Origin of the sequence: Pedobacter sp. Leaf176 (assembly GCF_001424305.1) — a bacterium.
Lineage (GTDB): Bacteria > Bacteroidota > Bacteroidia > Sphingobacteriales > Sphingobacteriaceae > Pedobacter.
The window spans coordinates 157,370-169,535 of sequence record NZ_LMPD01000007.1 but is presented as its reverse complement, the minus strand read 5'-3'; the positions used below and the strand labels follow the sequence as shown (position 1 = coordinate 169,535).

The following is a 12,166-nucleotide window of genomic DNA, read 5'->3' as shown; positions in this document are numbered from 1 at the left end:
CATAAAAAAGTTGGATTGACGGGTAACAGCTAAAGAAGGGGGGATTGAAATAGACTTTTTTCTTTAGATTTATTTTACTTGAGTCTTAGCGAGACGCTAAGACCCGTGTTAGCTATGAGGGTGCTTCGACTAGGTGGTGTAGTTTGAATTGGGTCGTAGCGAGACGCTATAACCAGAATGAGAGTGATCACGCAAAGAACAAAGCTTATTATAGTTAACTGACCGCCAAATCTATCAGCTTCACCAGGATCGAAAACTGTTTAATATTTTTTTTCATAAGTTTAAGCGATGGATAAAAATGAGCGACGAATTTCCTGTTATAGTTCGCTGTTAATTGCCTTATTGGTAAATACACCGAAGCTGCTGGCTTTACGCGAAAAGGGAATTGTAGCGCAATACTGGCATTTTAATCCTTTGGAACTACTCTATCAATTTTTATTCAATCTGCTTTTCTGCGGATTGATATTTCATTTGAACCTGAATCCCTTTTCAAAACTAAGCGTTTATCGTGAAAAAAATAAAATTAGTCTGTACGTTATTTCAAATGTATCAATATTCATTTTAGCTGTTTTTTTGGGAGGTGTACTCCAAAACAAATTATTTTTTACGCCGCAATTGCCTAAGGCTTACCTGGCAGGCAACTTCGTAAGGTTATTCCTGAGTAGTATCTTAATGGCTATTCTGATTAAAATTGTCCTGCTTGTCCGTTCCTCTAAAAATAAAGAAGCAGAAAACGAGCAGCTCAAAATGGCCTACATGCAAACAGAACTGGAGCTTTTGAAAGAGCAGATGAACCCACATTTTTTATTCAATTCTTTAAGCAGCCTCTCAGGTGTTATCAGGGAAAACCCGGCCCTGGCACAAAAATATGTCCGCGATTTATCTACCTTTTTTCGCTATGCTTTAAACCCTTCCAAAAATAATCTTGTAACGCTTAGCGATGAATTAACAATGCTAAAGGCATTTGCCCGGCTCGTAACCATGCGCCTGGAAAATGCATTTAAAATGGATATTAATATTCCCGCTGAAGCGTTGAATTATAAATTACCCCATTTAACTTTACAGCCTTTATTAGAAAATGCCGTGAAACACAATGCGGCAACCTTAACAAAGCCCTTAAATGTAAAGCTGTATATGAATGGTGCCTTGCTGGTGCTGGGTAATAACCTCAATGAAATTCCAACGCCAGAAAGCAGCAACTGTATGGGGCTTGCAAACCTGAATGAACGTTTTAAGATTATGCTGAAAAAGGAAATCGAAATAAGTAAAAGTGGAAACGAGTTTCTGGTAAAAATCCCATTAAAACCATGAGCACCATTCGTACTGTTATTGTAGAAGACGAGGCCGTTACCGCCAGGAACTTAATCCATTTACTGGGAGAAATAGCGCATGATATTGACATTGTTTCAACATTAAGCACCGTTGAAGAAGCAACCACCTGGTTTGCTGGTAATGAAAACATGTACGATTTAATTTTTATGGATATCAGGCTTGCCGATGGATTATCTTTTGATATTTTCAAACGAATCAACATCGATAAACCTGTAATTTTTGTAACCGCATATAACGATTACGCCATCACGGCTTTCAAAAACAATGGTATCGATTACATCCTGAAACCTTTTGACGGGGAAGAAATTGCTCATGCTGTTAACAAATACAAAAGATGGATTGGCAATGCTACGCCACAGGTTTTGCCTGTATTCACAGATTTAGCCGCACAAATTGGCAACCTTTCAAAATCTTACAAAAAGTCTTTCCTTATTCATTACCGCGATAAACTGATACCGGTAGAAACGGCTAAAATTTCATGGTTTTATACGGCTAATGAAATCGTTTACGCCAGAACTAACGACGACAGGCAATTTGTAATGGATTTTACCATGGAACAGCTGGAGCAGCAGCTTGACCCGAATACTTTTTTCCGAGCAAACCGCCAGTTTCTGATCAACCGCCAAATCCATAACCGAAGTTGAATTTTATTTCAATGGGAGATTGTTGGTTAAAGTAAAACCAATAGCAGAAACGCAGATCCTGATCAGCAAGGCGCGTGTACCTGAGTTTAAAAAATGGATGAACACTTAAATCGCTTCACCCTTTTGTTTTTCGGCTTCACCTGTTTTTAGACCGTATCCAGATTTATTTTTATTCAACTTTATCCTGTCCTAACAAGGCAGCATTTAGTTTAGATAAAATGAAAAATCACATCGGTCCATATCGCATTTACATCCTGTTATTCCTTTTTGTGTTCATTCTTGCCGAAATCATCTGGAGCTGGAAGAAAGAAAAAGGCGCTTATGATGTCAAGGAAACTTTTTCCAACCTCGCTATCTTTGCAGGCTTTCAGTTTTCAAAATTCATATTTGCAGGTTATCAATTAGCCATCCTGGGCTTCTTTGCAAACCTGACTCCAATTAAACCGCCGCATAATGCCTGGGTTTTCGGAGTAACATTTATCACTGCAGATTTCATCTATTATTGGTTTCATCGCCTTTCACACCTCTGGAAACCGCTTTGGGCATTTCATTTGGTCCATCATTCGGCCATGCACATGAATTTAACGGCAGCCTACCGCCTTAACTGGTTTTCGGCAATTGTTAGTCCCTTGTTTTTTATCCCGGCGGCATTATTTGGTCTGCCTACCGATTTTATTATTATTTCTTATGTGCTTAACCTTGCTTACCAATTTTTTCTGCACACCGAAGCCGTTGGCAAGTTGGGCCTTATTGAGCATGTAATGGATACACCGTCATCGCATCGGGTTCACCATGGAAGCAACCCGATTTACATCGATAAAAACTTTGGTGGTGTCTTAATCATCTGGGATAAGCTTTTCGGCACTTATCAACCGGAAACGGAAAAAGTACGGTATGGCCTGATTACAGGCTTTTTAAGTTATAATCCATTCCGCCTGGTGGCACAGGGCTTTATCAACTGGTTTAAGCCAGAAAGTTCAACCCCGGGTAATCACACTTCAACACCACATCTTTCAGTTTCGCCTGAAAAGCAGAAACACGCATTAAATTAATCTGTCTATTTAATAAAATACACATCTTGAAAAAGTTAATTTTAACTATCAGTATCGCATTCTGGGCTGCACTGCCCGCAAATGCCCAAAGCAGAATAGTTGTAAGAACACCTGCCAAAAGAATCACAGTACATACCCGTCGGGTGAATGCTAAGCCTGTAGCAAGAATTGTTGTAGTAAAACCCGCACCAATTGTGGTCGTAAAACCTGCTTTAAGGAGGCGGGTAATTGTAGTTCGTCAATAATCTTAAGCAATTTCATATATTTTTAAATCAGTAGAAATCCAATCATGAAAACCCCTAAAATCACAAATTTGTTTGTTGCTTTATTGGCCTTATCAGTTTCCGGTTTAACCTCGGCGTTTGCTCAAAATAAAGCAAATGATTTAAAGCATAAAACGCCCGAAGAGCGGGCTAAATTTCAAACGGAAATGATGAGAACTAAGCTCAATCTAAATGCCGAACAGCAAAGTAAAATTGAAGTAATAAACTTAAATTATGCTAAAAAGTTCGAGCCAATAATAAAAAGCAGCGATAGTAAAATAACCCGGTTTAAGCAGGCAATGTCTTTACAGAAGGCGAAGGATAAGGAACTGAAAAGGGTATTTACAGCCAACCAATATCAGCAATATGAAAAGTTTCAAGAGGCGTTAAAAAGCACACTAAAAGATAAAATCTAATATGAAAAATTTACTCAGACTTTGCTTTCTACTACTAGTGTTATCAGGTTGCGCTAAAGGAGGCGATTCGCCGTCAACAGAACCTGCAGATGATGATTTAGATGGGCCAATTTCCCGGCCTTCATCCGGATATGGAGCTGATGGCAGTTACAAGGTTGTAGAGATTAATTTTGCAAACCCAACCTATCCAGGCACCAATGTAACCATTTTTTATCCTGCCGGGATTACCTCACCTAAAGGAACTATTTTCTATTCACATCCTTATGGTGGTGAGGATAAAAATTATGCAAAAGGCCTTTTCGAGTTCATTGCAAAAAAAGGTTTTGTGGTGGTTTTTGTTCCCTATCCGACAACCGGAGTGAGTATAGATGATAGATATAACACACTCTGGGCGGGATTTTTAAAAGCAGCAACGGATTATCCGAATCTTATCGACAAAACCCGCGTTGGATTTATGGGACATTCTTTTGGTGGAGGTGCTTCAATTGCCCTTGCCTATAAAGCTTTCACCGATTTCGGCTGGGGACAAAATGCCCGTTTTCTTTTCACCATGGCCCCCTGGTACAGTTATCAGATTACCAATGCGCAACTCCAGAATTTCCCTGCCAATACAAAAATGATTGCCCAGGTTTATGATGAAGATACCGTTAACGACCATCGTTTAGCGATAGACATTTTTAAGAACATCAGTATTTCTGCTGCCGAAAAAGATTTCATCTACATCAAATCAGCAACAATTGCCGGATATACTTACCATACAGAACACACCATGCCAAATACAAGAACAGCGTTTGATGCTTATGATTATTATGGCATTTACCGCCTGCTCGACGCCATGATGGATTATAGCTTTAATGGCAATCAGGCTGCAAAAAATGTCGCTTTAGGAAACGGTTCAACAGAACAGATAAGCATGCCAGGTTATAAAAATGAAGCTTTACCACGGTTAGAAGTAAGTGATAATCCGGTGCCTAAATATGCACAAAGCCGATATGAATTTCAGTGCGGCAGTACAGTCAACCCGAGGATTGGAAATTGTAATTAAAAATATGAAGAAGTTATTTTTTTTGGTCTCGATTTTATTGTATTGCGGAAATCTAAACGCACAAAATTTTTCTAAAATCCATACCTGGCTACAGGACCACGCCGATATAATGGGTGGAAGAGTTTACCTCTTACTCTATAAGGATGGAAAAATTGTATATAGCAAAGGAGTAAGTGAGCTCTCTGCAAAACAGAAAATGATGGGAAAAATCCTGGCCAAAAGACAAAGCAAAATCGCCGATTTCAGTGATTATACGCCTACAACCGGGCAGCAGATTGCCAGTTGTAGCAAATGGCTCAGCGCTGCGTTGGTTATGACTTTTGTTGATGAGGGTAAATTAACACTTAGCGACACGGTTGGCAAATATCTTCCGGTTTTATCTAAATCAGGCAAAGGCAATATCACCATTAGCGAATGCTTATCGCACATGACTGCCATAAAATCACCCGATTTAAAAGAGAGTATAAGCGAAATGCGGCAAATCAATAGTATGGATGAGGCCATCCAAATGATTGCTGCCTTGCCAATGGAAGGTGAGCCCGGAAAGGTTTTCCGATACAGCAATACAGGGCTACAAATCGCCGGATCGGTGATTGAAAAAATCAGCGGCAAAAGTTTCGAAACTTTATTTGCTGAAAGAATAGCTAAGCTTTTAGAGATGAAAAATACCGATTTTGGAAAAAGCAAAGTTGCATTACCTGCAGGTGGAGCGAGCAGTACTCCAAACGATTACATGAATTTTCTTGCTATGATTGTGAATAAGGGCGTGTTTAACGGTAAGCGCATTCTGTCAGAACATAGCGTAAACCAAATGCAAATTAACCGTATAACCGGTGAGGTTAACAAAGTCTACGCACCCACTGAGGCGGGAAATTTTGGTTATGGCTATGGGGAATGGATAATGGAAAAAACGGCGACAAACAAACCGGCTAATGCTGTCACCAGCCCGGGGTTATTCGGTAGTTTTCCATGGGTTGATAACCAAAAAAAAACCGCTGGTTTCCTGATGGCCTTTAACCTTAATAATAAAGGAAGACATGAATACTATGTTGAATTGAAGAAGTTAGTTGATGAGGCCTTGAAGTGAAAGCAGTTTCAAAATGCGATAACTGACCTTAAAACACTTGTTTAACCATGCAATATGATTAACATTTGCCAGGTAGTTCCTGAAAAGTCACTAATATTTCTTATTACTTCTGTGCTATCCTTTGATTTTGTTAGATAAAACTTTTTAAAAATTTGTTATTGCCCCATAATACCTGTAAAAGTTAGACATATTAATGCTTGATTCTACTGTCTAGATCTTAGCGAGAGACGCTACTACCACAATTAGGATTTGCCGCTTTGCCATTTAAATTGGTTTTAATTCATTTAAGCAGATGCCACATCTTCAGGGCTGGCGTAAGCTACTTCCGTTCGCGAGTGTTGTTCATGAAAGATTTTATGCCGCAATTTTTAATCTGGCCTGAAACATTTTCTTTGGAAACTTTCTTCTGTTTCGGGAAAACGCGTTTCAAATCTGCTAACCAACGTCAACCGTCGCTTTTTGAAACATGAAAAAGTTCATCGGCAGATGGGCTTTTCTTAATCTATGTGTACTGGATTGGGTCTTAGCGAGACGCTACGACCAGCGTGGGGACTTCATTTTTGCGCGATGAATAACGAACCATTCGCTGAAAATTATAAATAAACTTAGCTTTATAGCGGAACAACATCTATGGAACATTTATACTATAAGCCATCAGGGAAAATTCCCTTAAAAGGCATCTTTATTTCCCTGATCACGGCATTCGTGATCACGGTCATCCTCAGCATTATTTATATCGCCCTGCAATGGTTTATCCCTTTTATTTATCTTAACTTTTTTATTGCGGCAGGACTAGGACTTGGAGTTGGAGGCGGGGTTTTTATCGCAATCGGGTCGGGGAAAATAAGAAACACAAAATTTGAGTGCGTGCTGGCAGTGCTATGCGGTCTTTTAGCCTGGTATTGTCAATGGGCATTATTTGTATCCCTGATGTATGAAGCCGAAGGCAGTATGGGCGGTGGAATGTGGGTACGTTCTTCTTTTAACCTCTCCGGTTTCTGGTCTGTTTTAACACATCCTGAGCTTCTTTTTCAGGCAATGCTGAGCTTAAATGATGTTGGTACTTTTACCCTGAAACAAAATACGGTTTCTGGTACGCTGTTATGGGTAGTTTGGGTAATCGAAGCATTGATTATTATTGGAGCGCCAATATTGTTTTCCCTTTCAGGAAGATCGACAAGTCCGTTTTCTGAACAGAATGATCAGTGGATGGAGGAACGGGATGTGGAGGGAAAACTGAAAACGGTAAATGACCCTGATCAAATGATAATGGAGTTAAATACCGGTAATTTAAAATCCCTGAAAGAATTTCTGCCTGCTGATGATTTATCAAATGATTATGCAACTTTGCGCATCTATGAGTCCTCAGGTGATCCTGTTAGCTATATCAGTGTGACAAATATCAGCCATAAGGCCGATAAAAAAGGAGAATTAAAGAAAGAAACTAAAACTGTGATCGAATATTTAAAGATTACAGTTGCTATGCAAATATGAATAGCTCTTTAGCGGGGTATCGCGGCGAGGCCATTGTTGGTATGCAAGGCCGTAGTTACAAGATCGGGGAAACAAAATCACGGAAACTGAATTGGGTCTTAGCGAGACGCTAAGACCAGCGTGAAGTGGAAATATTTTCAACAGTCGACAACAACTTTTCGTCGGTAGCATTACCAATCAACATATGTACAAACAATTCGTCGGCTACGAAAGTATTGCTATGAAATTTTAAATACTCCGGATGTTTCCTGACGAACTCTAATATGTAGTCCAGAAAATACATATCTAAAAAAAACCAGGTTGAGCCTGTAAAAGGCTTCATTCCGAGCGGAATTTCTCTACGTAAGCGCGGTATATAAGATGCTAAAAGGTTGATCGTTTTAGAGCAAAATAGTTCAAACCATTTATTACCAAAATAATATTTATCAACTCTGTATAAACCTCCGCGATCTGTACCAGGCCATTTCTCAAAATTAGGAATGGGAAAAAAATTAATAAAAACAGAATGAGGTGAATTCTGAAAAAAGTAATCGATTTGTTCATTACTTTTTATCGGATAATCCTGACCACTTAAAACCATAATCCTGTCAAACAGTATTGCAGATTGCTTTATTGCATTAAGGCCAGCAAGAAGCGGCATAATAATTCCGGTTTTACCCCACCTCGAGTCGAAACGGTCAATGAAGGTTACTTTTTCTCCGAAATCATCAAGACTTTTAAAAGCATTGATATCAGCTTTTTTATCAATATGAACAAAAAAATGAGCGGAATGATCATTTAGCCGATCAATTAGGCGGTGAAGTTGGCTTGGGTATTTATGTGCCATTATTATATAAGCTTTCTTCATAATCCAATCGAAATTTCCAGGTCAGGCGTAGCATATTAATCCCAAATCTCATTATAAAACGAATAAAGAAAAATGGGGTTGTTTCGAGAAAACTGTCCACTTTAAAAAGGTTTAAACATTTTGATAGATTATCACACGATAAAAATTGATGTTGAGACTTAATAGATTAGTTTCGATATTTGTTGAAACGAGGATAATTCGGTCTTTTGTAATTCAACTGCCGCTCAACATGTCATAAATATTAGACTTTAGCAGCTAGACTGAATTACCGTTAAAAAATATATTTTTAAACTTTTTTGCTTCCTGTTGGTCTATTTTATATGATAGAGACACAGCAAACCGTTAATTTTACTACAATGCCGTTGGTTAGCGGTATCTTACTTCTGATTTTCGGAACCTTTATTTTCATCTTCACTATCAGGCGGAGAAACAACCGGCGAAAACTAATTGGAATCAACGAGTTTACCTGCTCAGACAGAATGGTCAACACCAAAGGCACGGAAAAAATATTGCGATTTTTGGCAGTGGTGCTACTTTTATCAGGTTTTATACTCATTACCTTTGAAGCGCTGAGAATTGAAGGTAAAGTGACGAATGAAATTGCAGCAGGTGGGAAAGTAATAGAATCTGACTCCCGTTTCTAAATAAAAATTTAGATGTCTGAATCGAATAGCCTATAAGTGTTATTGAGTCATGATCCCACCATGGGTATGGATTTTTCCGGGTAAAGTAATAGCTATATTAAGTTTTCCTTAAAAATCCCAAATTGGTGCAAAAGAACGCAGAATCTTAAGGTGGCCAAGCTTGATCTTCCCAAAAGAAGTGGAACATACAAAGTAAATGAGTTTATCAATCTTCAAGGTCCGTTTTCTGATCAAGCTTTTAAAAAGACTTTCTGACCTGTTTTTACAGCACGGTAAATGGCCTCAATAATTTTAAGGTCTTTCAGTCCTTCCTCACCATCTACTGCTACAACCGGACGGTTTCCGTCTAAAATAATACCCGACATTTGCTCCATTTGTATAGTTTGATGAGTAACAATTGGCTGGATAATTTCGCCATTATGCGTTCGGCCTTTAATTGGACCATAACCTGTAGATGGTTGCATTTCTGCAAAACCTTTATCACCACTTAAAAAAAATCTATCCAGGTGATTGATGTTATAACTGGACAGGCAGGATGCTACAGCGCCCCCTGGAAAACCCAGTTGAAATTGTATGGTTTCATCAACATCTTCCTTAAACTTTACCGGGTCGGTTTTTGTTTCCTGGGCAGTAACCCAATTCGGCTCTTCGCCAACCATATATCTCGCCCCATTAATTGCATAGATTCCAATATCCATTAGTGCTCCCCCACCTGCAAGCGCTTTGTTTAACCGCCATTGCGTAGGGTCACCTGCTTTGAACCCACACTGGCCCTGAAAAAACCTGATCTTGCCAAATTCGCCCGCATTTCTCATTCGGATCACTTCCAGCGTCCGGGGTTCAAAATGCATCCTGTAACCGACCAGTAGCTTTACATTGGCCTTGTTACAAGCATCTATCATCTCCTGTCCCTCTTTCGCATTCAGTGCCATTGGTTTCTCACATATAGCATGCTTTCCGGCTTTTGCTACACGGATAACCTGGCTATGGTGTAATTCATTTGGTGTAATAACATATACTGCATCTATGTTTGGGTTACTTTTCACCTGATCGAAGTTGTCGTAGTTATAGCAATTGGACTCTGGAATGTCGTATTTAGCTTGCCATTCTTTAATTTTTGAAGGCGTACCACTGATTAGCCCTACCAGCTTTACCTTTGAACAAGCCTGCATTGCTTCTGCTACACGAGTTCCATAACCACCTAAACCCATTATAGCTACCCTAAGTACCCTACCCTTGTAAGGTTGTTGCACTGGCTCATTGGATTGCCCGGATGCGGTCATTGAACTTAATTGCATCATTATTGCTGATGCACCTAATTTTTGTAGAAAGTCACGTCTCGAATTCATATACATCCTTTCGCTTTAAACATACACCATCACAAACAATTTGTGTGGTCATCCATTTTGTCTGCTTAAGTAACTGATTTATAAACAAACAACGGTGATCCACGTTAAGTTTTAACGATATCGGTTTCGTTGAGCATTAGAACCTATAGTCACCCTCAAATTCTCGTCCGTTATAGCTGACCGGCTGGACTAATCTACACGGTTAACGCATGGTTTGACCTGCGATGTATTATAATAGTAGCTCACGTAATTTTTTCCCTCCCTTATGCAATAGTAGGCCTTCCGTCAAGGCTGAAACCAATCAGATTTCCAGGAAGATATAGGGTAAATGGCGAGGCATACATCTGATGTTTGGTAAATAGGTTTGAAGCCATATACCCTAACATACGGGCGGTTCGCACCATTATCTCCGAAGCTCATGCTCATGAGAAATTATACTCATTACAACGTGATAAATACGTGGTTTTTATACGCTTATATTTAATAAAAATATTTTTTTACAAAACAACTCATTGTATATCAGCAAAATATAATTTAAAAGAATTTAGAACTTAAAATTGGATGAATTAAGGTGTAAAACTAATTTGGTTTGGGGTCAGTTGTGTAATAGAACAAGATTTCCAGGTTTTGGGATTGATATAAATCCAATTCGAACATATTCGTCTGACCGATAAATTTGAACATTTGAGTCATGTAGAGCATGCTATTTCGCCGTCACACCGGTGCAAATAAAAGCAAGTATCAGCAAGAACGATATCAATCCAATTCGTGTATGTTAACAGGAGATCGCATACCGTAAAAAATGACAACAACAATAAATTTAACTATGCCTATACCTTTTTTACATCTAATACTTATCTCCTATGCCTGAATATGATTACTTGATTGTGGGTAGCGGATTATTTGGATGTGTATTCGCACACGAGGCGACACGCAGGGGTATGAAGTGCCTGCTGATAGATAAACGAAATCATGCAGGAGGAAATGTATATTGCGATAAGGTGGAGGGAATTAATGTTCACAGATATGGTGCACATATCTTTCACACCAATGACAAAGCAGTATGGGACTTTGTGAATTCCTTTGTTGATTTCAACCGGTATACCAATAGTCCTGTAGCAGAATATCAGGGGAAACGGTACAACCTTCCCTTTAACATGAATACATTTTATCAGCTCTGGGGCGTAAAAACACCGCAAGAGGCTAAAGATAAGCTCGCTGTAGAAATTGGGCTGTCTAAAGTTAATGCCCCTGCAAATCTGGAGCAGCAGGCGCTATCGCTGGTGGGAAAAGATATTTATGAAAAGCTAATCAAGGGATATACTGAAAAGCAATGGGGACGGCCAGCAAGTGAACTTCCCGCCTTTATTATAAAAAGGCTACCGCTTCGCTTTACCTATGATAATAACTACTTCAACGATAGATACCAGGGCATTCCCATTGGTGGCTACAATAAATTGACAGAAGGACTCCTGGAAGGCGTTGAAGTTCGGCTGAATAGCGATTATTTTTCTGACCGCTCAAAGTGGGATAATATTGCGGAGCATATCGTTTTCACCGGCCATATCGACCAATATTACGATTACCGGTTCGGCCATCTCGAGTATAGAAGTTTAAGGTTTGAGCATGAGGTATTGAACATGGAAAATTATCAGGGTAATGCTGTGGTCAATTATACCGAGCGGGAGGTCCCTTATACCAGGATAATCGAGCACAAACACTTTGAATTTGGTACACAGGAAAAAACAGTAATTACCAGGGAATTTCCCGATGAATGGACCCAGCAGAAGGAAGCTTATTACCCTATTAACGATGAGCGCAACACCACCATTTTTGAAAAGTACAGGGCACTTTCAAAGCAGGAAGATAAGGTGATATTTGGCGGTAGACTGGCAACCTACCAATATTACGATATGCATCAGGTCATCGCTTCAGCATTGAAGGCTGCAAAAGTTCAATTCTCTGATAACTATGAGATAACTATAAAATAGAT

Annotated in this window: 12 protein-coding genes; 10 read left to right on the top strand and 2 right to left on the bottom strand. The window is 39.3% G+C overall.

What is annotated here, in order from left to right; genetic code table 11:
* Positions 1–288: 288 nt before the first annotated feature.
* From ASF92_RS19575 to ASF92_RS19540, 8 genes are all read left to right on the top strand, one after another.
* Positions 289–1,311: a sensor histidine kinase gene (locus ASF92_RS19575; RefSeq protein ID WP_056097407.1), complete on the top strand. Its 1,023-nt coding sequence runs from the start codon at positions 289–291 to the stop codon at positions 1,309–1,311.
* Positions 1,308–1,976, top strand: a complete 669-nt coding sequence (locus ASF92_RS19570) for a LytTR family DNA-binding domain-containing protein (protein ID WP_197413340.1) — start codon at positions 1,308–1,310, stop codon at positions 1,974–1,976. The genes ASF92_RS19575 and ASF92_RS19570 overlap by 4 nt, the downstream gene beginning before the upstream one ends.
* Before the next feature lie 218 nt (positions 1,977–2,194).
* A complete protein-coding gene (locus tag ASF92_RS19565) occupies positions 2,195–3,028 on the top strand; it encodes a sterol desaturase family protein (RefSeq protein WP_056097405.1) in 834 nt (277 codons plus the stop codon).
* Positions 3,029–3,054: 26 nt separating this feature from the next.
* On the top strand, positions 3,055–3,273 hold the full coding sequence (locus ASF92_RS19560) for a hypothetical protein (protein ID WP_056097402.1): 219 nt from the start codon (positions 3,055–3,057) through the stop codon (positions 3,271–3,273).
* A gap of 44 nt (positions 3,274–3,317) precedes the next feature.
* Positions 3,318–3,707 carry a hypothetical protein gene (locus ASF92_RS19555; protein ID WP_056097399.1) on the top strand — a complete coding sequence of 130 codons (390 nt, stop codon included), beginning with the start codon at positions 3,318–3,320 and terminating at the stop codon, positions 3,705–3,707.
* Position 3,708: 1 nt separating this feature from the next.
* Positions 3,709–4,752, top strand: a complete 1,044-nt coding sequence (locus ASF92_RS19550; protein WP_056097397.1) for a lipase — start codon at positions 3,709–3,711, stop codon at positions 4,750–4,752.
* Between the two features lie 4 nt (positions 4,753–4,756).
* Positions 4,757–5,839: a serine hydrolase gene (locus ASF92_RS19545; protein WP_056097475.1), complete on the top strand. Its 1,083-nt coding sequence runs from the start codon at positions 4,757–4,759 to the stop codon at positions 5,837–5,839.
* A 630-nt stretch (positions 5,840–6,469) separates the two neighbouring features.
* Positions 6,470–7,333 carry a hypothetical protein gene (locus tag ASF92_RS19540; RefSeq protein WP_056097396.1) on the top strand — a complete coding sequence of 288 codons (864 nt, stop codon included), beginning with the start codon at positions 6,470–6,472 and terminating at the stop codon, positions 7,331–7,333.
* A 109-nt stretch (positions 7,334–7,442) separates the two neighbouring features.
* Here the strand turns inward: ASF92_RS19540 and ASF92_RS19535 are convergent, their stop codons facing one another.
* Positions 7,443–8,159, bottom strand: a complete 717-nt coding sequence (locus tag ASF92_RS19535) for a beta-1,6-N-acetylglucosaminyltransferase (RefSeq protein ID WP_197413339.1) — start codon at positions 8,157–8,159, stop codon at positions 7,443–7,445.
* Between the two features lie 341 nt (positions 8,160–8,500).
* Here ASF92_RS19535 and ASF92_RS19530 point away from each other — a divergent pair, with 341 nt between their 5' ends.
* Entirely contained in the window at positions 8,501–8,824 is a 324-nt protein-coding gene (locus ASF92_RS19530) for a hypothetical protein (RefSeq protein WP_056097391.1), read from the top strand.
* Positions 8,825–9,054: 230 nt separating this feature from the next.
* On the opposite strand, the gene ASF92_RS19525 is transcribed toward ASF92_RS19530, so the two are convergent.
* Entirely contained in the window at positions 9,055–10,173 is a 1,119-nt protein-coding gene (locus ASF92_RS19525; protein WP_056097389.1) for a Gfo/Idh/MocA family protein, read from the bottom strand.
* 863 nt (positions 10,174–11,036) lie between these two features.
* Between ASF92_RS19525 and glf the strand changes: the two genes are divergently transcribed.
* Positions 11,037–12,164 (top strand): UDP-galactopyranose mutase, encoded by a 1,128-nt coding sequence (gene glf, locus ASF92_RS19520; protein ID WP_056097387.1) that lies wholly within the window; start codon positions 11,037–11,039, stop codon positions 12,162–12,164.
* Positions 12,165–12,166: the final 2 nt, after the last annotated feature.

Bases quoted from the DNA above. Each gene is read 5' to 3' on its own strand.
- ASF92_RS19575 (WP_056097407.1), top strand. From the start codon at position 289: ATGGATAAAAATGAGCGACGAATTTCCTGTTATAGTTCGCTGTTAATT.
- ASF92_RS19570 (WP_197413340.1), top strand. From the start codon at position 1,308: ATGAGCACCATTCGTACTGTTATTGTAGAAGACGAGGCCGTTACCGCC.
- ASF92_RS19565 (WP_056097405.1), top strand. From the start codon at position 2,195: ATGAAAAATCACATCGGTCCATATCGCATTTACATCCTGTTATTCCTT.
- ASF92_RS19555 (WP_056097399.1), top strand. From the start codon at position 3,318: ATGAAAACCCCTAAAATCACAAATTTGTTTGTTGCTTTATTGGCCTTA.
- ASF92_RS19550 (WP_056097397.1), top strand. From the start codon at position 3,709: ATGAAAAATTTACTCAGACTTTGCTTTCTACTACTAGTGTTATCAGGT.
- ASF92_RS19545 (WP_056097475.1), top strand. From the start codon at position 4,757: ATGAAGAAGTTATTTTTTTTGGTCTCGATTTTATTGTATTGCGGAAAT.
- ASF92_RS19540 (WP_056097396.1), top strand. From the start codon at position 6,470: ATGGAACATTTATACTATAAGCCATCAGGGAAAATTCCCTTAAAAGGC.
- ASF92_RS19535 (WP_197413339.1), bottom strand. From the start codon at position 8,159: ATGGCACATAAATACCCAAGCCAACTTCACCGCCTAATTGATCGGCTA.
- ASF92_RS19530 (WP_056097391.1), top strand. From the start codon at position 8,501: ATGATAGAGACACAGCAAACCGTTAATTTTACTACAATGCCGTTGGTT.
- ASF92_RS19525 (WP_056097389.1), bottom strand. From the start codon at position 10,173: ATGAATTCGAGACGTGACTTTCTACAAAAATTAGGTGCATCAGCAATA.
- glf (WP_056097387.1), top strand. From the start codon at position 11,037: ATGCCTGAATATGATTACTTGATTGTGGGTAGCGGATTATTTGGATGT.